The organism is Kitasatospora sp. NPDC093102 (assembly GCF_040683915.1).
In the GTDB taxonomy this organism is placed as follows: Bacteria; Actinomycetota; Actinomycetes; order Streptomycetales; family Streptomycetaceae; genus Kitasatospora.
Genome location: NZ_JBFBFA010000006.1, coordinates 58,867 through 79,965, shown reverse-complemented (window position 1 = coordinate 79,965; position 21,099 = coordinate 58,867). Strand labels below are relative to the sequence as shown.

Here is a 21,099-nt window from a genome sequence, read left to right as displayed (position 1 = left end):
CTCCTCAGTACTGAAGGCCGGCCCGATGCGGTGCTAGGCCGGCGGGGCCTGCGCCGGGGCGCGGTGGTCGAAGGCGATCAACGGGTCGCCGGTGAGGGGGTGTTCGACCACCGCCGCCCGCACCCCGAAGACCTCGGCCAGCAGGTCGGCGGTCAGCACCTCGCGCGGCGCCCCGGAGGCCACCAGGGCGCCGCCGTGCAGGACGTGCAGCCGGTCGCAGACCGAGGCGGCGGCGTTGAGGTCGTGCAGGGCCACCAGGGTGGTGCGGCGCTGCTCCCGGAGCAGGGCGAGCAGTTCGACCTGGTGCCGGACGTCCAGGTGGTTGGTCGGCTCGTCCAGCACCAGGACGTCCGGCTGCTGGGCGAGTGCGCGGGCCAGCAGCACCCGCTGCCGTTCGCCGCCGGACAGTTGGGCGAACCGGCGGTCGGCGGCCTCGGCCATGCCGACCCGGACCAGTGCCTCAGCGGTGATCCGGTGGTCCTCGGCGTCGTCGGGCGCGAAGGCCCGCTTGTAGGGCGTGCGGCCCATCGCGACCACCTCGCGCACGCTCAACTCGAAGTCCCCGCCCCGCTCCTGGGGCAGCGCCCCGATGTGCCGGGCGGACTGCGCGGGTCGCAGCTCCGCCAGGTCCCGCCCGGCCAGCAGCACCCGGCCGGCGCTGGGCCGCAGGTGCCGGTAGACGGTGCGCAGCAGGCTGGACTTGCCGCTGCCGTTGGGCCCGACCAGTCCGGCGATCTCCCCCTCCTCGGCGATCAGATTGGCCCCGGCCAGCACCGTACGGCCGGCCAGGGCGACGCTCAGGTCCTCGACGGCGATCCTCAACTGCGCTCCAGTCGTCGGTCCAGCAGGTAGAGCAGGGTGGGGGCGCCGAGGACGGCGGTGACCACGCCGATCGGCAGTTCCTGGCCGTCCAGGGCGGTGCGGGCCACGGTGTCGACGACGACCAGCAGCAGCGCCCCGGTGAGCGCGGACAGCGGGAGCAGCCGCCGGTGGTCGCCGCCGACCAGCAGCCGGCACACGTGCGGCACCATCAGCCCGACGAAACCGATCGCCCCCGAGACGGCGACCAGCACCCCGGTGAGCACACTGGTGACGACGAAGACCTCGCGGCGCAGCCGGGTGACGTCCACACCGAGCCCGGCGGCCGTCTCGTCGCCCATCAGCATCGCGTTGAGGCCCCGGGCGCGGGCCTGGAGCAGGGCCAGTCCGAGCGCCACGGCGACGGCAGGGACGGCGAGTTGGGCCCAGACGGCGCCGCCGAGACTGCCCATCAGCCAGAACAGCACTCCCCTGGTCTGCTGCTCGTCGCGGGTCTGCAGGACCAGGTAGCTGGTGATGCCGCCGAGGAACTGGGCGATGCCGATACCCGCGAGGACCAGGCGCAGCGGGGAGAATCCGCCGCCGCGCCGGGCCATCAGCCAGACCAGCGAGAACGCGGCGAGCGCGCCGGCGAACGCCGCCAGGGAGACGGTGAGGCCGAGCGCGCTGCCGAAGGAGAGCTGGAGCCCGAGGGTGGTGCCGAGGACGATGGCGGCGACCGCCCCGAGCGAGGCGCCGGAGGAGATGCCGAGCAGGTAGGGGTCGGCGAGCGGGTTGCGGACCAGGGCCTGCACGGCGGTGCCGACCAGGCCGAGTCCGGCGCCCACCACGGCCGCCAACAGGGCGCGCGGGACGCGCAGTTGCCAGACGATGAGGTCACGGGTGCCGGGTTCGGGCGCCTGCCCGGTGAGTCGGCGGGCGACCACCGACCAGACCTCGCCGGGCGGAACGTCGACCGAGCCGAGCGAGACGGCGGCGGTCAGCGCGAGCACCAGGGCGGCGACGAGGGCGGCGGCCAGCGGCCCGGCCCGCAGGGTGCGGGCCGGGCGGGCTTCGCCGCGATCCTTCCGGGCGATGGCCGAAGTCACCGGCTACTGCCCGTTCTTGGCGAGGTCGGGGTTCTTGACGAGGTCCGGGTGGACGGTCGCGGCGATCTGCCGGACGGCGTCCGCGTTGCGCACCCCCGCGATGGTGGTCACCTCGGAGCCGAGCCGGACGAAGTGCCCCTCCTGGACGGCCTTCAGGCCCTGGGTGGCGGGGAAGCCCTTCAGGAAGGCCTCGGCCTCGTCGAAGGCCTTGCGGGTGGCCTCCTCGCTGCCCCGGTTGCGCACGGCCAGCTGGATCCAGTCCGGGTTCTTGGCGACCACGTCCTCCCAGGAGCCCGGCTTGAAGTCGGCGTCGCAGTCGGCGAACACGTTGCGTGCCCCGGCCTGGGTGATCACGGCGTTGGCGACCTGCCGGCCGCAGACCGCCACCGGCTGCTTGGTGCCGGCGTCGAAGTCGAAGACGAAGTAGCTCGGCCGCTGCCCCTCCGGTACGGCGGCGAGCGCGGTGCGAACCTCGCCGAGCTGCTTCTCCATCCCGGCGACCAGTTCCTCCGCCCGTGCGGCGGTGCCGGTGACGGCGCCGAGCCGGCGGACGTCCTCCTCGATCCCCGCGAGGTCGGTGCGCGGCGCCTTGGCGGCCTTCGGCGTGCCGGCGCAGGCGGTGGAGAGCAGGTACACGTGCTGGATGCCGGCCGCCGCGTACTCCTCCTCGCTCGGCCCGGTGGCGCCACCGCCCATCATCGGCATCGCGCCGAAGGTGTCCACGTAGAGGTCGGCACCGGAGCCGAGCAGCTTCTCCTTGGCTATGCCCTTGTCCCCGAGCACCGGCACCTTGGCGCCCTGTTCGGCGAGGGCGGCGGGCAGGGTGCCCTTGCCGGGCGGGAAGCCGGTGCCGATCACCCGCTCCCCGGCACCGAGGTGGAGCAGCAGCTCCAGGCTCGACGCATTGCTGGTGACGATCCTGGCGGGCGCCTTGGCGATGGTGGTCTCCTTGCCCGCGCAGTCCGCGACCTTGACGGGGAATCCACTGCCCGGGTCGGCCTGGGCGGTGACGGAGGCGCTCGGTCCGCCCCCGGTCCCGCTTCCGCAGGCCGTGGCGAACAGGGCGACGGCGGCCGCGATTCCACAGACGACGCGAGGACGCATGACAACTCTCTCCTGGTCGGTGACCGTGCTCGGTGACGGTGCTGGGTGACCGTGTCCGGTAACGGTGACGGTGCTGGTGCTGGTGCTGGTGCTGGGTGATCGTGCTGAGGGCCCGTGCTGCGGACCCGGACCAGGTAGTCGGGCGTCCGGGGCTGCGGGTTCCCGCCCGTTCACGACCGGTTGCCGCTGGTGCGCCCCTGGGCTCGTACGCCGCCGACCGCCCCGGACGTAGGCTGGCCGGATGGCCGACCCCACCGCCCCTCGCGACGACCTCGACCTCCCCGTCCGGCTCGGGCCACGCCCGCCCCGCCGGGTGGTCTCGCTGGTGCCCTCGCTGACCGAGGCGGTCGCCGTCACCGCGCCCGGGCTGCTGGTCGGCGCCACCGACTGGTGCAGCCACCCCGCCGACCTGCCCGTCCCCCGGATCGGCGGCACCAAGAACCCGGACGTCCCGCGCATCCTCGCGCTCGCGCCGGATCTCGTCCTCGCCAACGACGAGGAGAACCGGCGCCCCGACCTGGACGCGCTGCGGGCGGCCGGCGTCCCGGTCTGGGTCACCGACATCCGCACCCTGGACGACGCCTTCCGCTCCCTGGACCGGCTGCTGACCACCGCCTGCGGGCTGCCCCGGCCGGCCTGGCTGGACGAGGCGGAGGCCGCCTGGGCCCCGGTCGGGGGCGGCAGCACCCCTCCGGAGCCCGGCGGCCCGCGAACCGTCGTGCCGATCTGGCGCCGCCCGTGGATGGTCCTCGGCCGCGACACCTTCGCCGGGGATCTGCTCCGCCGCCTGGGCCTGCGGCTCGTCCACGCCGACCACCCCGAGCGCTACCCGGCCATCCCGCTGCCCGAACTGCTCGCCTGCCGAGCGGAGTTGGTGGTCCTGCCGGACGAGCCGTACCGCTTCACCGCCGAGGACGGCCCGGAGGCGTTCCCGGGCACTCCGGCGGCACTGGTCAGCGGACGGCACCTGACCTGGTACGGGCCGTCGTTGGTGACCGCCCCGGCCGTGCTACGGCGGGCCCTCGACCACCCGTCCGGTCCCGGCGGTACGGGCACCTCGTAGGATGACCGCCACTCACCGGCGACCGCCGGTGAGAAGTGGGGGGACCACACATGAGAGTGAGCACGACCCGGCGGACACTGGTCCTGGTGTCCGCCGTCGCCGTCTCGACCGCCGTCCTCGCCGGCTGCGGGACCGAGCACGCCGGCCGGCACCAGGACGCGTCGGCCGACAGCACCCCGGTGGCCGCGAGCGCCTCGGCCGTCACGACACCGACCGGGAGCCCGTCCACGGACACCACTCCGAGCCCGACCGCCCCGGCGAGCACGAGCCCCGGCGCCACCCAGAGCCCGAGCGCCGGCCCGGGCAAGTCCGGAAAGCCCGCCCCGACCACCCCGTCGGGCGGCGCCGCCAAGGCGGGGGCCGGTGCCGGCGGCCTGCCCGCGGGGGTGCCCACCCAGCCGCCGGTCGCCAAGCCCGTCGTCGTGGCCCCGGTGCCGAGCGCCAAGCCCGGCCCGGTCGCGCCCCCGCCGCCCGCGCCCGCGACCCCGCACGTGCCCCCGGCACAGAGCGGCTGCACACCCAGCAAACCCCGGCCGGACGAAGCCAGGGAGACCGTCGGTACGGCGCTCGCGGCGGCGGCCGGCCAGTCCCGGACGCTCAAGCTCGGCACCGGCGGCACCGACCAGCTCCCGCCGCTGCCCGTCAACCTGGTCAAGGCGATCGCCTGGCAGGAGAGCGGCTGGCAGTCCGGCATCGTCGCCTGCGACGGCGGGATCGGCACCATGCAGGTCATGCCGAACACCGTCAGCTGGATGAACGGCAAGTTCGGCACCACCTCGGACCCCGCCACCCTCACCGGGAACGTCCAGCTCGGCACCCAACTGCTCGACTGGCTCGTCGCCTACTACGGCGACTCCTCCTTCGGCGGCAAGTACGACCTCTCGCCCGACCCGGCCACCGGCAAGACGCCGCTGCTCGACCTGGTCGTCTCCGCGTACAACGCGGGCGCGGGCAACGTGCACTACAACGCCGTCACCGACCCGGCCACCGGCGAGGTCGTCGGCAGCCTGGCCATCCCCAACCCGGGGTACGTCGCCAACGTGAAGGCCCTGATGTCCAGCCAGCCGTGGAACAAGGCCGGCTGACGGAGGACACCCCCGGAACACGACAGGGCCCGGGACGCATGACCGCGTCCCGGGCCCTCCGCCTTTCTGCCGTACGCCGTCAGCCCCGTGCGGCGGCGACGGCGGTGCCCAGCGCCTCCTTGATCCGGGGGCCGAGGCGGGCAAAGCCCAGCTCCTTCATGGCCGCCCGCAGCAGCTCCTCGTCCGTCCGCTCGACACCGTCGCCGTTCACCCACCGCACGACGGCGAGCAGCTCGTCGGCGGAGTAGGCGGTCACGGGACGACCGGGCGTGAAGTCCGGCTTCGCGGGACGGGCGTCGGTCTCCGGCTCGGCGACGGTCTCCTCGGCAACGGCAGCGATGGGCTCGGGCTCGGGCTCGCCGGCGGGCTCCTCGGCCTCGACCGCAGGCGCCTGGGCGGCAGCCTCGGCCACCGACTCCGTCACCTTTACCGCGACAGCCTCGGACTCGGCGACGGTCTCGGGCTCGACCTCGGCAACGGTCTCGGACTCGACCTCGGCAGCGACCTCGACCACCTCAGCCTCAGCCACCTCCGCCTCGACGGCAGGCGCGTCAACCTCCGCAACCGGCTCCTCGACAGCGGGCTCCGCCACGACGGCCTCAGGCTCACTCTCAGCCACCGGCTCGGCCTCGACCTCAACCAGCGGCTCCGTCACCTCGACGGCAACAGCCTCGGACTCGGCGACGGTCTCCTCGACAACGACCTCGGCAGCGACCTCGACCACCTCGGCCTCAGCCACCTCCGCCTCGACGGCAGACGCGTCAACCTCCGCAACCGGCTCCTCGACGGCAGGCTCCGCCACGACGGCCTCAGGCTCACTCTCAGCCACCGGCTCGGCCTCGACCTCAACCAGCGGCTCCGTCACCTCGGCCGCAGACTCGTCGGCCTCGACCACCGGCTCCACAACCGCGACCTCGGCGACGGGCTCCTCGACAGCGACCTCCTCGGCGACCGGGGCGGCCTCCGGCTCCACCGCCGCCGTCTCGTCCGCAGTCTCCGCCTCGGCCTCGACCAGGGCGGCAGTCGCGGCGGCCACCAGGTCGTCGGCCGCCGGGGAGGGCGCCGGGAGGGAGACCGCAGCAGCCGGGGTCTCCTCCGCGGCCTGCGCCACCGCCGGCTCACCGTCAGCGACACCCACGTCCGACACCGCCTCGGCCTCGACCTCAACCTCGGTCTCAGCCTTGGTCTCGGCCTCTGCCTCGGCGGCCGCAGCGGCCTCGTCGGCCTCCTCCGCCGGAGCCGTCACCGGGACCGGGGCCGCCTCGACAAGCCCGTCCCGCTGCCCACCGGCCAGCGCCTGCAGGGCAGCCGCCTCGGCGTCAGCCCGGTCGGCCGATTCCTCCGCACCGGCCTCCGCACCGGCCTCACCCCCTGCCTCACCATCGGACTCGACGGCGGTCTCAGCCACGGCCTCGGCCGCCACCTCGGCACCCGGCTCCTCGACCGCCGTCTCCTCGGCGGCAGCGGCCTGCTCCGCCAGCCCGTCCCGCTGCCCGGCCACCAGCGCCTGGCGGGCCGTGTACGCGGCCTCGGCGGCGCGGCGGTCGGCCTTGGCGGCGGCGAGTTCGGCGAGCAGGTCGGCGAGGCCGGCCTCCTCCAGGCCGACGCGCAGGCCGCGGATGGTGGGCAGGCGGTAGAGGGTGCCCTCGTCGGCGGCGAGCCGCTCGACCAGGTCGATCAGCTCGGCGAAGGGCAGCCCGTCCAGGTCGTGGTCGGGCAGCAGTCGGGCGAGGCCGCGCAGGCCGGTGTTGATCGCCTCGAAGGCCTGGGCGGTGCGGTCGACCAGGGCACCGTCGGCGGGCACCCGCGGGAGGGTGCCGACCGGGGCCAGTGCGGCCCAGACGCGGCGCTCGACCTCGGCGGAGGCGAGGGCCTCGTGCAGGTCCTCCCGGCGGATGCGGCGGTCGGTGGCGAGCGCAACGGCCTGCTTGCGCAGCGAGCGGCCGCGCAGCCAGGAGAGCTTGACGCCGTTCTCGCGGCGCCAGGCGCTGTCGGCGGTGGCGGCGGTGAGGGCGCCGAGGTCGGCGTCGTACACGGCGGGGAAGAGGGTCGCGGAGGTGCGGTGCACCCGCTGGAGCATCTCGACCAGCAGCGCGGTCTTGGCGACGGTGTCGGGCTCGTCCAGCTTGGCCTCGGCGGCGAGGGCGGTGACGGCCTCCCAGGTCTGCTGGAGGTCGCTGCCGCGCAGTTCGGCGAGGGCCGTGGAGGCGGCGCGGGCGTCCTCGGGGGTGGCGACGGTGTCGACGGCCGCGTACCAGGCATGGGTCTCGGCGGTGAGCGTGAAGGCCCCGAGCTCGGCGTAGCGGCCGAGGTCCCCGCGGAGGCTGGGCTCCGCGGCGGCGTCCTGGGGGTCCTTGACGTCTGCGGCGTCGGCGACGTCCGCCGGGTCGGCTGCGTCGGCGTTGCGCGAGTGAAGCACTGTCATGTGAGGTCCGGTTCTGGGCGACGGCGGCGGGGCTGGCGGCGAGGGGGCGGCGGACCGGTTGCGCGGGGTCGCCCCTGGGCGGGGCCGGGGAGCGCGCGGTCGGGCTGCCGGTTGTGGAGGCCCAGAATACGGGTGCCCGTTCGAGCCTTGCACGCACCCACCGCCCCGACGGGCGGGTGTCGCGTGCCATACCGCCCGCCTGGCCGCCACTCGGGCGGTCCGACCGGGTGGTCCGGCGTTGCTCCGGACAGGTGTCTCCGCTACTCACGGCTCCTCCCGGCGGCCCCTCACCGCGGCTCCTCGCGCTGCTCTCCGGCGGACGGACCGGACCGGCGGTCGGGCCGGGGGCCGGTCCGGCGCCCGTGCCGGCGGAACCGCTCCAGCGGCACCTCCCGGACACCGCGTCCCTGCGCCGGGCCGCGTCGGCCGAGCGGCGGCCGGAAGCCGGCCCGGCCGAGGGCCTGCAGATCAACCGGCGCGAGGTACTCGCTGAGCGCGATGCGGTGCCACCACGCACCGGTTTCCCGCAGTTCGCGCCAATCGGTGAACCGGTAGAGGTAGAGGGTCGCCCGGACGTGGGTCGGCGGGGCGTCCGGGAAGGGGTTGTGGCGCAGCAGGCGCAGGGTGGCGCGGTCGCCGGACAGCAGTCGGGCGACGAAGGGCAGGAACCACGGGCGGGCGTAGGCGGGCGAGATGCCGGCGAACCACATCAGCCAGTCGAGCCGCAGGTGGTAGGGCGCGAACTGGCGCGGGAGGCGGCGCACGTCTCCGGGCTTGCCCTTGAATCCGTACTCGCGCCAGACGGTGTGCGGGGTGAGCACCGCCTCGTCGGTGCCCTCCACCACCACCTCCTGGCGGAGCCGGTTGATGCTGCCGAAGGCGCCGTAGGTGTTGACGAGGTGCAGCCGGTTGAAGGAGCGGTTCATGGCCTGGCCCCGGGAGATCATGTTGCGCACCGGCCAGTAGCTGAGCACCACGACGGCGACGGTCAGCGCGATCACCAGCGCCTCGTACCAGACCGGGGTGCCGGGGTAGTCGCGGGCGTGGACGGGCAGGCCGAGTCGGGCCGGCTCCACGGCGGCGAGGACGAGGACGATGGTCAGCCAGTTGAGCCAGGCGAAGTTGCCGGAGGCGACCAGCCAGAGCTGGGTGACGAGGACAGCGCAGGCCGCGTAGCTCGCGACCGGCTGCGGCAGCAGCAGACAGACTGGTACGACGAGTTGGACGAAATGATTTGCGGCGACCTCCACCCGGTGCAGCGGATCGGGCAGGTGGTGGAAGAACCAGCTGAGCGGTCCGGGCATCGGCTGGGTCTCGTGGTGGTACCGGAGGCAGGTCAGATCGCGCCAGCAGCTGTCTCCGCGCAGCTTGATCAGCCCGGCGCCGAACTCGACCCGGAAGACCAGCCAGCGCATCAGCCACAGCACCGGGGCGGGCGGGGCGGTGTCGGCGTTGCCCAGGAACGCGGCGAGGAAACCCGCTTCGAGCAGCAGCGACTCCCACCCGAAGGAGTACCAGGTCTGCCCGACGTTGACGATGGAGAGGTAGAGGACCCAGAGCACCGCCCACAGCGGGATCGACGCCCAGAGCGGAACGGCGTCGCCGAGCCCGGCCGCGACGGCGGCGGCGAGGGCGGCACCGCTCCAGGCGACGGCGGCGAAGAACCGGTCGCTGTAGTGGAGGTGGAACAGGCCGGGCGCCCGGCGGAACGGGACCCTGGCGGTGAACCGGGGCACCGGCAGCATGCCGTCGGTCCCGATCAGGGCGCGGAACTGCGCGGCGGCGGCCAGGAATCCGATCAGGTAGAGGGCTGCGAGCAGGCGTTGGACGAGCAGCCGGCTCAGCCAGTAGTCGGGGGCGGCGAACCAGTCCATGCGGCCCATGCCTACCACCCGGCGGCCCCGGCACGGGCCCGGCCGGGGCGGCGGAGCGGGAACGGTTCACCCACTCGGCCCGGGGGGCGGCCCCGGGAGGACACCGGAACGCAAGCGCCGGACCCCGGCGAACTGCCGGTCCCGGACGGCACCGTGGCGGGGTCCTCTCCACGGGGGTGAGAGGCGCCCCGCCACGGTGGTGGACGGTCCGCACCGGCCGGGGTTCAGCCGGGCAGGACGGAACCGGCCCCGCCGGGGATCGCCGAACGGCCGGGCACGGAGGCGCCGCTCTGCTGGAGCCGGTCGACGAGCAGGGCGGCCAGCGTGCCGAGCTCCTCCTCGGTGCGGGACTGGGCGGTGATGTCCATGCCGACGGTGAGGACGCCGTTGATCCGGCCGGTGAGCGCGGCCCGCAACGGGGTGCAGGTGAAGCTGAAGACCTGTCGGCCGCGCTGGGTGTCCGGACGGGCGGACTGGATCCGGACGTTGTCGAGGACGGCGGTGCGACCGGTGTGGTACGCCTCGACGACGGCCTGTTCGAGGCCCGCAGCACCCAGCTGCGGGTACGCGGCGCCGATCGTGCCGTACGCCGAGGGTGCGCCGAAGGTATCGGCGTGCTGGGCGTTGGCGTACCGGATCTCCTGGCCCGGCCCCTCGGTCAGCATGATGGGGAACGGCGAGCCGTCGAAGGCGGCGAACATCTCCTGGCGCTGGGTGAGCAGGCTGTCGCGCAGCCGGATCTCGGAGAGCAGCGCCTCGGCGAGGTGCTGGATGTCGCGCAGCCGCTCACGCCCCCACTGCCGGGGTTCCCGGTCGAGCACGCAGACGGTGCCGATGACGGTGTTGGTGTCGTCGACGAGCGGGGCGCCGAGGTAGGCGCGGACGCCGAGTTCGTCCACCACCGGGTTCCCGGCGAACCGGGGGTAGGCGAGGATGTCGTCGAGGGCGAGCGGGGAACGCTGGGCGACCACGTGCGGGCAGAAGCCGTGACTCAGCGGCATCTCGCGGGTGGGGAGGTCGAAGGCGATGCCGCGGTCCGCCCAGGACGATCCGTCCTCGGCCGCGATGTCGGCCGAACTTGGCGGAATGTAGAGCCCGCGAAACATCTGACGCTCGTCGTTGATGAAGTTGACCATCGCGATGGGAGCGCGCGTGATACTGGCTGCCAGGTGGGCGAAGCGGTCGAAGGCCTCGTCCGCGGACGGGTCGTTGAGCCCAAGGCCGCGCAGCCTGCGGGTTCGCGCGGACTCCCCGGAGGCACCCGGGAACTGGCCTTGAGTGCTCATCACATCAGTCATGGCGGACATGTAACCAGACATCAGAACGACCGGCCGGTTCCGATCGACCGTTCCTCGGCCCTGCCGACGACCGGCCAGAACCACATGTGGACGACCGATCGACGGACCGTCACGGAAGCGGAGATCGATTCCCTTCCCCGCCCGGAACGAAACCCCTCTCGGTGAAGACGGGCCGAATCACGCCAATCCAAGATCGACTCTGGGATGCCCCGGCACCCCATACAACAATGAGCCCTGCCGAAGACACGGACGGCGCCCGCCACCGGGACACCGCCCGGTGACGCATGCGCCGATCGCACCGGGGCGACCGGCCGACACTCCCGCACACCCATCGCCCCCTTGGGGGTTGCCGGAGCGGCATCGACGGCACGGACGGAGGCACGGCACCACACGCATCGAGAGGACCGGAGCATGGCGATGGACTACTTCACCGACGACCGTCACGAGGGCCTTCGCGCCGAAGTCCGTGACTTCGCGGAGAAGGAGGTGCGTCCGCGGGTGGCCAGGATGGAGGCCGAGCGGAAGGTCGAGTTCGAGCTGGCCCGGGAGATCGCCCGCCAGGGCTGGATCGGCGTGACGATCCCGCAGGAGTTCGGCGGCCTCGGCCTGGGGCACGTCGCCAAGACCGTGATCATCGAGGAGCTGGCCCGGGTCAGCGGGGCCGCGGGCTCGATCGCGCAGGCCTCCCAGCTGGGCGTGGCCAAGGTCCTCCACTACGGCTCCCAGGCCCAACGCCGCAAGTGGCTGCCGAAGTTCGCCTCCGGGGAGTGCCTGCCGACCATCGCCGTCACCGAGCCGGAGTCCGGCGGGCACGTGCTCGGGATGACCGGCACCGCAGCCCGCGACGGCGACGAGTACGTCCTCAACGGGCGCAAGTGGTTCGTCGGCAACTCCCACATCGGAGACGTGCACGGCGTGGTCCTGCGCACCGGCGAGGGCAGTCGGGGCCTGTCCGCCTTCCTGGTCGAGAGCGACCGTCCCGGGTTCCGCACCGGCTCCCCCGGGTCGCAGAGCGGGCTGCACGGTTTCAGCTTCGGCGAGATCCTCCTGGAGGACTGCCGCATTCCGGTCGGCAACCGGCTCGGCCGGGAGGGGCAGGGGCTGGACGTCGCCTACTCCTCCTCCACCCTCTACGGCCGGATCAACCTCGCCGCCGTCGCGCTCGGCATCCACACCGCGATCGTCGAGGACACCGTCCGGTTCGCCGAGGGACGCGTCCTGTACGGCCAGCCGATCAACCAACTGCCGAACATCATGCTGAAGTTGGGTGAGATGCAGTCGCGGCTGATGACCGCCAGGCTCGCCGCCTACCACGCCTCCCACCTGCTCGACCACGGCCGCGCCTGCGACGCCGAGCTGATGAACGCCAAGCTCATCAACACCGAGTACGCGCTGGACTCCGCGCGCAACGCGATGGAGATCCACGCCGCCCGGGGCCTCCAGCCCGAGTTCGGCATCGAGCGCTACCTGCGGGACGCCACCCACGTCTACCCGCCGGCCGGCACCTCGGACGTCCAGCGGCTGCGACTCGGACAGGTCGCCTCGGGCACGTACGGCAAGCAGTGGTCCGCGGAGCTGTCCGACCTGACCAGCTGGGCCTGGAACGAACTCACCGCCCAGCGGGAGGCCCCGGTGGAGAAACCGCCGGGACTCGGCAGACGGGTGCTGCCGATGCCGCTGGCGGGCTGAGACCCGGAGGCAGGGTGGCGGCAGGACGGCGGCCGGAAGCCGGAGAGGACGTGGCGGACGTCCGCCACACCAGCGCTTGACCTGTGCCTGACGAATTCTCCGGGGCGCGCCCTCGGCCTCCCGGGGCCGTCGGCCCGATCCTGCCGACGTCCACGACCTGCTGCGTTGCGCCGGCGAACCATCCGGACCGAAGTCCGCTCCGACGCCACCGTCCCCGCGTGCGCGGCCAGTTGATATTGCGTCGGCGGCGCCCCGGGCTGATAGCGTTCCGTGCCGTCGGCGGCCGTGCTGCACCCCGCCGGGCCAGTGGCAGCACGTCACCGGCTCCGGCAACCCCCGGCTTCGACGCCCTGAAGCCCGGCCGCGCCGTACGGAATCGACCCGCCGCTCGGACCCACCGGTCCGAACCCGGCGTCCCGGTCCCGCGGCTCGGCCCTGCAGCAAGGAATCAGATGCCAGGCATATCGGCCCACCGCACGGGCCACCGCGCCGGCCGGTCCGGCTCCCTCCGCAGCCCGCTCCTCTCCCTCGTGCTGGTCCCCAGCCTGGGCCTCGCCGCCGCCTGGGGCTACGCCGTCTACCTGCTGCGCGGCTCCGGGGAGCGCACCGCGCTGCTGACCGGCAGTGCGGTCGTCGCTCTGGTGGTGCTGATCAGCCTGTTCCGCGGCGTCCGGGCCGCCTGGACACTGTCCGCGCGGCTGTCCCAACTGCGGGCCGACACCATCGCGCTCGCCGAGCAGGAGATCCCCGAGGTCGTCGACCGGTTGCGCGCCGGGGAGCAGGTGCCCGCCCCGACCGCCTGGGCGCCGTCCCGGCGGACCGGCGACGACGTCCAGCAGACCTCGGACGGCCTCACCGCCGTCCGCCGGGCCGCCGTCGCCGCCATCGTCCACCAGGCCCAGGGCCGCGAGGGGACGAAGAAGGTCTTCCTCAACATCGCCCGGCGCACCCAGATCCTGATCCACCGGCAGATCAGCATGCTGGACGCACTGGAGCGCGAACACGAGGACCCGGAGCTGCTGCGCGAACTGTTCGCGGTCGACCACCTGGCCACCCGGATGCGGCGCAACGCCGAGAACCTGGTCATCCTGGGCGGCGCCCTGCCCGCCCGGCGCTGGCGCAACGCCGTGCCCATGGTCAACGTGCTGCGCAGCGCCGTCTCGGAGACCGAGAGCTACTCCCGGGTCGTCGTCCAGGGCGTACCGCGGGTCTCACTCGACGGGCAGGCCGTCGCCGACGTCATCCACTTGGTCGCCGAGCTGATCGAGAACGGCACCACCTTCTCCCCGCCGTACACCCAGGTGCAGGTCTCCGCGCAGGAGGTCCCCGAGGGCCTGTCGGTCGAGGTCGAGGACCGCGGGCTCGGCATGACCGAGGAGGAGTACGAGCGGCTCAACGCGTACCTGGCCAACCCGCCCGAGCTGGACGTCTCCGCACTCGGCGACGACCTGCGGCTCGGCCTGTTCGTCGTCGCGCGCCTGGCCGCCCGGCACGACGTCCAGGTCTCCCTGCGCCCCTCCCCGTACGGCGGCACCCGGGCCGTGGTACTGGTGCCCTCGGCCCTGCTGGAGCAGGCCGGGCAGTCGGCCACGGTGCCCGGGCTGCCGTCGGGTGCCCGGATCACCCGGGCCCCGGCGTCCGACCCACAGCCAGGGGCAGGGGCCGGTCCGGGTTCCGGTTCCGCGCTCGGGTCCGGGCCCGACGCCTTCGGACAGGCGCCGGCGGGCGCGACGGCCGCGGGGTTGGGCGGACTGCCGGGCGGTGGCCAAGGGGCTCCGGGGCCCTTCGGCGCCCCGGGGGCTCCTGCCGTCCCCTACGTCCCGGTCACGCCCCAGGCCCCGGCGGCGCGCACCACGGACGGCGTCCGTCCGGGCGCCCCGGGGGTCGGCGGCGCCGTCGACCACGCCGCCGCACCTGCCGACGGGGGCCTTCCGGCCGGTGCCGAGATCCCCGGACTGCCCGGCGCGGTGGTCGTGCCCCGGCCCGTCCTGCCGCGCATGTACGAGCTGTCGGGCAGTCCCACGGTGGACCACGGCGCCGCGGGACTGCCCGACAACGGCCCTGGCAGCGGCCCCGACGGCAAACTGCCCACCCCGCGGGTCCGGCCGCGGCGGGCCCGCGACGTCGTCCAGGGGGCCGAGGAACAGCAGTGACGGCGCGGCACGCCGAGCCCCGGCGCGACCTCGACCGGCTGCCGGAGCAGTCGGGCCGGGGCAGAGCCTGCGCGGGCAGGCCGCATCGGGCTCAGGCGCCGGTCCGGGCTCAGGCGTTGGCGTGCGCGTGGGCGTTGGCTCAGGCGTTGGCTCAGGCGTTGGCTCAGGCGTTGGCTCAGGCGTTGGCTCAGGCGTTGGCCGGGTGGAGCTCGGCGAGCGACCCGACCAGCGGGGCCAGCTCGGGGACCTCGGTGGCCTCGGCCAGCGTCGCCTCCAGGGCGGCGTCGTGCACCGGGCGGGCGGCCGTCAGCAGGTCGCGGCCCTCGGGCGTCAGCTCGGTGTAGATGCCGCGCCGGTCGTCCGCGCAGAGGAAGCGGCTGAGCAGGCCCCGGTCCTCCAGGCGGCTCACCAGCCGGGTGGTCGCGCTGCTGCTCAGCGCCGCCGCGCGGGCCAGCTGCTGCATCCGCATGTGCCAGCCGTCCTGACGGGAGAGCGCCTCCAGCACCGTGTACTCGACCACCGAGAGCTTGAACTCGGCCTGAAGCGCCTTCTCCAGCGCGGTGTCGATCATGCCGTGCAGCGCGGCGAGCGTCCGCCAGCCGCGGGCCCGGACCTCGGCCGCATCGTCGCGGATTCCCATGGCTCGCCTACCCTTCCGTCGCGCTGGGCGTACCGTGTGCCGGACGAGGCCCTGTACGAGAGCTCCTCCGGTGTCTTCCTGAGACAAGTATGCCAGTTGGCGCGGGATATCGGTCTGTGCAAATAGTTCAGCTTATACCCCGGCCGGGTCCTCGCGCCGACGACCGCTGCTCCGTGCCCGCTCGGTTCCGGTCCGACTCCGGTGAAACCCTGCCCGGCCGACGCTCAGGGCGCCGACCGGAGCACGGAGCCGCACTCCCCCTGCCTTCCCCGGCTGCCCTCACCCCTCCCCGGACCAGGCCGCCGCGCACAGCGCCGTGGCCAGCTCCTCGGTGTAGGAGGCGGCGGTCAGCCAGGCGTTGGCGAAGGCCTCGTGGTCGTCCGTGACGATCCGGCCGAAGACGTCACGGTCCCGGTTGACCGCGGCGGCCCGCAGGCCGTCGAGGAGCTCGGCGGCGGTGGCCAGCCCCGCGGCGCGCAGCAGACCCCGGTCGGCCGCCGCCGAGGCCTCGCTCGGGGCCAGGGCGTGCCGGCCGCTGGTGACCGTCTGCTCGACCCGGCGGCCGAGCACATGGACGGGCGGGCCGTACGGCGCAGGGGCCGTCGGCTCGTCCGCCGGGCCGGGCCCGGGGGCAGAGGCCGCGGGCTCGGGGGCCGCGGGCACGGGCGCTGCGAGGTCGGCGGTCTGGAGGCGTTCGAGGCCGAGGTTGACCCGAGCCGCCCGGTCCGCGGGCAGGGTGAGCGGGTCGGAGGCGTCCGGCGGCGTGCCGATCGCGAGCAGGCGCAGCTCCGGACGGTCCGCGCGCTCCAGGCGGCCGATCACCCGCAGCCGCAGGCCGGGCACGGTGGCGAGCAGCGCGAGGTTGGCCCGGAACGGCAGGCCGGGGTGCTCGTGCGCCGGGCGCAGGACGATCACCGGACCGCCGGCCGCCGGATCACCGGTCGGGCCGTCCGTCGTGCAGCGCGCCAGCAGTTGCGGCATCCCGCCCGGGCCGGTGGGGGCGGTGCCCAGCAGGGTGACGTCCAGGAACAGCAGGTCGCTCCCGGCCGGGCGGCTCTCGTAGGGCAGCTCCTGCGCCGCCAGCGCCCGGGCCACCTGGGCGGGTGCCGGTTCGGACCACAGCCGGGAGGCCGGCTCCGCCGTCCACGCCGCGCCCGCCGCGCGGACCGCCCGTACCGAGGCACCGGCGCCCAGCCGACCGCCGGTGGACCTGGTCGCACCCTGGACGGCCAGCCCGGCGCGGCTGAACTCGCGGTGGCTGAGCGCGGTGTCGCCCAGCCGGACCGTCCGGTTGCCCGCCCCGAGCGCCTGCGGGGCGGCGGACACCGCGTCGTCGTGCGGCATCACCTCGGCGATCGTGCTGAGGCGCCCGTCGGCGTCCACCGCCCAGCTGACCGCGCCGGCATGGGTGGCCGTCAGCACCGGCTCGGCGAACAGGCCGTAGAGCCGCAGACCACCCTCCTCCCGGTAGGTCTGGCGCGCGGTGCCGCGCAGCTCGGCGACCGGGGTGGCACCCGCGGCCAGGGCGGTGGTGAGGCCGAGCAGTTCGCGCAGGCCGGCCACCAGGTCCACCAGGCGGTGGTCGGGCGCGCCGGAGCGCGCCGCCCGGACCCGGGTCGCGACGGTGACGGCCGCCGCGGCCGGGCGGTGCAGCCCCGCGAGGCGCGCCCGGTGGGCGGCCCGCAGCAGCTCGGCCTGGGAGACGGCGCCCGCGCCGCTCACCCCGGCGGCCAGCACGGCGGCCGCGGCCCCGTGGAGGTGGCGGACGGCGGCGAGTTCGGCGGCGGTGAGGGGGGCGGGGGCCGGCTGGCCGGCCGACTCCTCGGGAATGTCCCGGGCGCCTTCCCGGCCTGCCGTGGCTTCCGTCCCGGTGCCGCTCCCGGGCTCTGACTCGGACTCGCGTGCGTCCTCGAGCTCTGACTCGGACTCGACCACAGGCTCGGGCTCGGCTTCGGCGAGCGGGCAGAGGGTGACGGCGGCAGCCCGGTGCACACAGGCCGGGGCGAGCAGACAGCCGCAGCGGACATCGGCCTCCCCGGCGATCACCCCGCCCGGGGCGTGCAGCACGAGCACCGTCTCCTCGTCCACCTCCACCCGCCACTCGTCGCCCTCCCGGCCCACCGGACGCTCCGCCAGCTTCGCCGCCGCGCCGTCCAGCCGCTTCTGCAGCCGGGCGCTCAGCCCGGCCACCACCTCGGCGACCACCGCGGGCCGCACGCCCGGCCAGTCGCTCGTCCGCGCCGTCATGCTCATCGCACCTTCTCCCCCACCCAGCGGGCCAGTTCCAGCGGGCTCAACGCCGCCACGGGCATTCCGGCCGCGACCAGTCGGCCCGCGACCGCCTTCGAGTAGCGGGCCGTCCCGGTGTCGTCCAGCGCCGCGCAGCCGAGCAGGTGCACACCGGAGTCCACCAGCGCCCGGGTCTGGGCCAGCAGCCCGCCGACCGGCCCGCCCTCCTCGAAGTCGCTGACCACCGCGATCAGCGTGCGGGACGGCACCGTCACCAGCTCCCGCGCGTAGCGCAGCCCGCTCGCGATGCTGGTGCCGCCGCCGACCCTCACCTCCAGCAGCAGGCTCAGCGGATCGTCCACCCGCTCCGTGAGGTCCAGGACCTCCGTGGAGAAGGCGACGAAGTGGGTGCTCAGCGAGGGCACCCCGGCCAGGATCGAGGCCGTCAGCGCGGCCCACACCGTGGAGGCCTCCATCGAGCCGGAGACGTCCACGACCAGGATCAGCCGCCAGTCGTTGGCCTGCTGCGCCCTGGTCCGGAAGACCGGGCGCTCGGGCACGATCAGGGTGCCGCCGTCCGGCGCGGGACGGGCGGTGGCCAGGTTGGCCCGGATGGTCCGGTCCAGGTCCAGCCCGCCGCCCGGGCGGCGGGACGGGCGCGGCACGGCGATCCCGGTCAGGGCCGGGCGCAGCCTGGTGGCCAGCTCCCGGCTCAGCTCGTCCACCAGGCGCCGCACCAGCGGGCGCAGCCGGGCCACCCTGGCCTCCGGCAGGCCGCCCGCGTGGTCCAGCACGGTGCGCAGCAGGTCGACGGACGGGCGGACGGCGGCCGGGTCGATCGCCTCCAGGACGTCGGTACGGCCCTGCGCGACGGCGGCGGCCAGCACCTCCTCGCGCAGGCCGGGGCCGAACAGCGACTCCAGCTCCTCGGCCCACTCCCGCACCCCGGGGTACGGGGCCTCGCGGCCGCCCTTGCCGCCCCGGCTGTCCAGGCCCGGGCCGGAGCCCTCGCCGTGGCCGCTGCCGTACAACTCGTCCAGGGCGGTGGCGAGTCGGGCACCGCGCCCGGTCAGGCCGCCGTTGCCGGGGCGGCCGAGGAGCAGCCGCCAGCGCTCGGCGGGGGCGAGGGCGTGGGGCGGGCTGGTCGTGCCGAGGAGCCGCTCCGGGGTCGTGGGCCGCGGTGCGGCTTCCATGGCTTCCGTGGGTCCCGTGGCTTCCGAGGGCATCGGGGGTTCCGCGGAGGCCGGAGGGAGGAGGCCGCGACGGGCGAGTGCCGCGCGCGCCGTGAGGTCCGCACGCACCCAGGCGGCGAGCACGGCGGGCCCGGCCTCCTCGGGCAGCGCGGCGAGCCGGGTGCCCAGGCGCTCCTCGACCAGGGCCAGCAGCCGCTCCCGGGCGGCCGGGCTGAGTGTGTCGAACCCTCCGCGCAGCGCGGGCAGCCGGTCCAGGAAGGCATCGTCGGGCAACGAGGTGACCCGCTCCAGCAGCGGTTCCAGCGCCTGCGGTGCGGAGTCGAACAGCCCCTCCGCAGCCGTCAGCAGACCGACCAGCGCCCGTCCGAGCGCCTGTCGCGCCTCGGGACCGGTCGCGCCGTCCACCCAGGAAGCGGCCCGGCCGCCCAGCACGTCGGCCGGCTCCTGCCCGAGCAGCACCCGCACCGCACCGGCCGCACCCCGTACCAACGGGCTCCCCTGCTCGGCGAGTTCGGCCAGCACGTGCGCCAGCCGCACCCCGCCGAGCCGGTCCGCCCGCCGTACCAGCTCCACCAGTGCCCGCGCGTCCTGCGGATCGTCCGACCCGCCCAGCCCCTCCAACTGCCGCACGGCGGCAACGGTGAGCACCTCGCCGGCCGCGGCGAGGACGGGCCGGCCCGTCGGCCCGGAGAGCGGGCCGGGATCGGCATCTCCCCCTGGGGCGAAGCCCGGGAAGTGCCCCGCGGCCAGGCGGTCGAGGAGGGCGAGTGCGTCGAGGAGGTCGGAGAGGGTGGCGGAGGTGGGGAGGACGGTGGTGAGTTGGGTGAGGCGGGTCTCGGCGAGGGCGGGGAGGGCGCAGGAGGCGGCGGCGGTGAGGCCGTCGAGGATCTCGCGCGGGGTCGGCTGGTCGGTCAGGCGGGCGCGCAGGGCGCCTTCGGCGGCCTGGGCGGGGGTGACGCCGCGGGTGCCGGCGACGGTGAGCATGGCGGCGGTGGCGGGCGTCCAGTGCAGGCGCCAGCGGGTGCCGAGGGTTTCGGTGCCGCCGGCGCCGGTGGTGGCGACGGGTTCGGCGTAGGGGACCTCGCAGACGGCGAGGCGGTGCAGCAGGATTTCGCGGCGGCGGTCGAGGTCGCTGCGCAGCGGGTCGAGGCGCAGGTCGCGCGGGCCGGGGTCGGTGGGGCCGGGCAGGCCGAGGTCGGCGAGGAGGGTCTCGGCGGCCGGGGCGAGTCCGCTGCGCGGGGCGGCGGGGGTGGGCCGGCCGGTGCGGGTGCCGACCAGGACCTGTTCGAGGGCGCGGGCGACGGCCCTGCCGCGGCCGAGGGGTTCGCCCTGGGCGAGGACGGTCTGCACCGCTTCGACGAGTTCGCCGCGGCCGGGGGCGGCGTGGCCGCGCAGCCGGGCGAGGTCGCCGGCCAGGCGGACGATCTCGCGGGCGTCGGCCGGGCCGCTGGGGTGGTCCTGGGCGCGCAGGGCGGCGCAGATCCGGACGGCGGTGGTGGTGAGCGCCTCGGCGAGGCGTTCCGGGTCGCCGCCCGCGTCCAGGACGGTGTGCTGCCACTCCGGGTCCCGGATGCCCGCCGGGTAGCCGGAGCGGGCGTCGAGCAGCGGGTAGGTGTACGGGATCAGGGACAGGACGTGCCCGGGGTCGTCCGGGTGCGGCGGCTCCTCGGGGGCGAGGGGGCCGTCCAGCAGGGCGGGTGCGTGGAAGGCGCCGATCACGGCGGCGACCCGGCGCCCGCCGGCCGAAGCGGCCTGGATGCGGGCCCGCATCCAAGCCTCGCGGCGCAGGTCGTACGGGTCGACGCCGGGGCCGGTCTCGGCATCCCGGCGCAGTGCCCAGCCGACCATCAGGGCGGCCCGCCGGACGGCCTCCGGGGTGGAGCCGGGGGCGGCCGTCTCGACCAGGCGGTCCCACAGGTCCTCGTCGGAGCCGCGGCCGGTGAGGCGGTGGCGCAGCGCGTCGGCGACGCCGGGCCGCTCGGCCCGGTCGGTGGCCCCGCCCCGTCCCGTCCCGCCGGCCGCCGTGCGGGCGGCGCGGTGGGCGAGCGGGAGGTCGCAGGCAATGGCCTCCACCCCGTTGCGCCGGGCCCAGCGCAGGGCGGCGAGTTCCGGTGAGAAGTCCGCGAACGGGTAGAAGGCGGGCCCGGCCGTCTCCTCCGGCCCGGCCGGGGCCGCCGCGAGGGCGACCGGGGCCCGGGTTTCCTCGTCGGCGAGCCAGCCGAGCCAGGGCTGGAACTCGGCGGGCAGCTCGACCAGGACGGCCTGCGGCCGGGCCGCGTCGAGCAGCGCGGGGACGACCGCGCTGAGGGACGGCGCGTGGTGGCGCACGCCGATCAGGTGGGGCCCGGGGCGGCCGGTGCCGGAGGCGGCCAGTCGGTCGGCCTCGGCCCGGACCGCCCGGTCCGCGTCGCCCGGGCGGGAGATCTCCGCGCTGCTCAT

At 75.2% G+C, this 21,099-nt stretch carries 13 protein-coding genes; 4 read left to right on the top strand and 9 right to left on the bottom strand.

Features of this window, described 5'->3' with window-relative positions:
• Positions 1 to 33: 33 nt before the first annotated feature.
• The 3 genes from AB0O11_RS11015 to AB0O11_RS11005 are packed head-to-tail and all read right to left on the bottom strand — an operon-like array spanning position 34 to position 3,011.
• Positions 34 to 822, bottom strand: a complete 789-nt coding sequence (locus tag AB0O11_RS11015; RefSeq protein ID WP_363384105.1) for an ABC transporter ATP-binding protein — start codon at positions 820 to 822, stop codon at positions 34 to 36.
• Complete coding sequence (locus AB0O11_RS11010; protein WP_363384103.1) at positions 819 to 1,907, bottom strand: iron ABC transporter permease; 1,089 nt, start codon at positions 1,905 to 1,907, stop codon at positions 819 to 821. The genes AB0O11_RS11015 and AB0O11_RS11010 overlap by 4 nt, the downstream gene beginning before the upstream one ends.
• Before the next feature lie 3 nt (positions 1,908 to 1,910).
• Complete coding sequence (locus tag AB0O11_RS11005; RefSeq protein WP_363384102.1) at positions 1,911 to 3,011, bottom strand: ABC transporter substrate-binding protein; 1,101 nt, start codon at positions 3,009 to 3,011, stop codon at positions 1,911 to 1,913.
• A 241-nt stretch (positions 3,012 to 3,252) separates the two neighbouring features.
• Between AB0O11_RS11005 and AB0O11_RS11000 the strand changes: the two genes are divergently transcribed.
• Positions 3,253 to 4,074 (top strand): helical backbone metal receptor, encoded by an 822-nt coding sequence (locus AB0O11_RS11000; protein ID WP_363384100.1) that lies wholly within the window; start codon positions 3,253 to 3,255, stop codon positions 4,072 to 4,074.
• Positions 4,075 to 4,124: 50 nt separating this feature from the next.
• Positions 4,125 to 5,159 (top strand): transglycosylase SLT domain-containing protein, encoded by a 1,035-nt coding sequence (locus AB0O11_RS10995; protein ID WP_363384098.1) that lies wholly within the window; start codon positions 4,125 to 4,127, stop codon positions 5,157 to 5,159.
• A 79-nt stretch (positions 5,160 to 5,238) separates the two neighbouring features.
• On the opposite strand, the gene AB0O11_RS10990 is transcribed toward AB0O11_RS10995, so the two are convergent.
• The 3 genes from AB0O11_RS10990 to AB0O11_RS10980 all read right to left on the bottom strand — a co-directional run bounded on the left by AB0O11_RS10990 (position 5,239) and on the right by AB0O11_RS10980 (position 10,756).
• Positions 5,239 to 7,584, bottom strand: coding sequence for a hypothetical protein (locus AB0O11_RS10990; RefSeq protein WP_363384097.1), 2,346 nt, complete (start codon positions 7,582 to 7,584; stop codon positions 5,239 to 5,241).
• A gap of 287 nt (positions 7,585 to 7,871) precedes the next feature.
• On the bottom strand, positions 7,872 to 9,458 hold the full coding sequence (locus AB0O11_RS10985) for a lipase maturation factor family protein (protein WP_363384698.1): 1,587 nt from the start codon (positions 9,456 to 9,458) through the stop codon (positions 7,872 to 7,874).
• A 224-nt stretch (positions 9,459 to 9,682) separates the two neighbouring features.
• On the bottom strand, positions 9,683 to 10,756 hold the full coding sequence (locus AB0O11_RS10980) for a GAF domain-containing protein (protein ID WP_363384095.1): 1,074 nt from the start codon (positions 10,754 to 10,756) through the stop codon (positions 9,683 to 9,685).
• A gap of 417 nt (positions 10,757 to 11,173) precedes the next feature.
• Between AB0O11_RS10980 and AB0O11_RS10975 the strand changes: the two genes are divergently transcribed.
• Positions 11,174 to 12,445 (top strand): acyl-CoA dehydrogenase family protein, encoded by a 1,272-nt coding sequence (locus tag AB0O11_RS10975; protein ID WP_363384695.1) that lies wholly within the window; start codon positions 11,174 to 11,176, stop codon positions 12,443 to 12,445.
• A gap of 452 nt (positions 12,446 to 12,897) precedes the next feature.
• A complete protein-coding gene (locus AB0O11_RS10970; RefSeq protein WP_363384093.1) occupies positions 12,898 to 14,598 on the top strand; it encodes an ATP-binding protein in 1,701 nt (566 codons plus the stop codon).
• Between the two features lie 187 nt (positions 14,599 to 14,785).
• On the opposite strand, the gene AB0O11_RS10965 is transcribed toward AB0O11_RS10970, so the two are convergent.
• From AB0O11_RS10965 to AB0O11_RS10955, 3 genes are all read right to left on the bottom strand, one after another.
• Positions 14,786 to 15,238 carry a MarR family transcriptional regulator gene (locus AB0O11_RS10965; RefSeq protein ID WP_363384091.1) on the bottom strand — a complete coding sequence of 151 codons (453 nt, stop codon included), beginning with the start codon at positions 15,236 to 15,238 and terminating at the stop codon, positions 14,786 to 14,788.
• A 279-nt stretch (positions 15,239 to 15,517) separates the two neighbouring features.
• On the bottom strand, positions 15,518 to 17,485 hold the full coding sequence (locus AB0O11_RS10960) for a hypothetical protein (protein WP_363384089.1): 1,968 nt from the start codon (positions 17,483 to 17,485) through the stop codon (positions 15,518 to 15,520).
• Positions 17,486 to 17,487: 2 nt separating this feature from the next.
• Positions 17,488 to 21,099, bottom strand: a complete 3,612-nt coding sequence (locus AB0O11_RS10955) for a DUF5682 family protein (RefSeq protein WP_363384086.1) — start codon at positions 21,097 to 21,099, stop codon at positions 17,488 to 17,490.

Bases quoted from the DNA above. Each gene is read 5' to 3' on its own strand.
- AB0O11_RS10990 (WP_363384097.1), bottom strand. From the start codon at position 7,584: ATGACAGTGCTTCACTCGCGCAACGCCGACGCAGCCGACCCGGCGGAC.
- AB0O11_RS10970 (WP_363384093.1), top strand. From the start codon at position 12,898: ATGCCAGGCATATCGGCCCACCGCACGGGCCACCGCGCCGGCCGGTCC.
- AB0O11_RS10965 (WP_363384091.1), bottom strand. From the start codon at position 15,238: ATGGGAATCCGCGACGATGCGGCCGAGGTCCGGGCCCGCGGCTGGCGG.
- AB0O11_RS10960 (WP_363384089.1), bottom strand. From the start codon at position 17,485: ATGACGGCGCGGACGAGCGACTGGCCGGGCGTGCGGCCCGCGGTGGTC.
- AB0O11_RS10985 (WP_363384698.1), bottom strand. From the start codon at position 9,458: ATGGACTGGTTCGCCGCCCCCGACTACTGGCTGAGCCGGCTGCTCGTC.
- AB0O11_RS10975 (WP_363384695.1), top strand. From the start codon at position 11,174: ATGGACTACTTCACCGACGACCGTCACGAGGGCCTTCGCGCCGAAGTC.
- AB0O11_RS10955 (WP_363384086.1), bottom strand. From the start codon at position 21,099: ATGAGCAGCGCGGAGATCTCCCGCCCGGGCGACGCGGACCGGGCGGTC.
- AB0O11_RS11005 (WP_363384102.1), bottom strand. From the start codon at position 3,011: ATGCGTCCTCGCGTCGTCTGTGGAATCGCGGCCGCCGTCGCCCTGTTC.
- AB0O11_RS11000 (WP_363384100.1), top strand. From the start codon at position 3,253: ATGGCCGACCCCACCGCCCCTCGCGACGACCTCGACCTCCCCGTCCGG.
- AB0O11_RS10980 (WP_363384095.1), bottom strand. From the start codon at position 10,756: ATGACTGATGTGATGAGCACTCAAGGCCAGTTCCCGGGTGCCTCCGGG.
- AB0O11_RS10995 (WP_363384098.1), top strand. From the start codon at position 4,125: ATGAGAGTGAGCACGACCCGGCGGACACTGGTCCTGGTGTCCGCCGTC.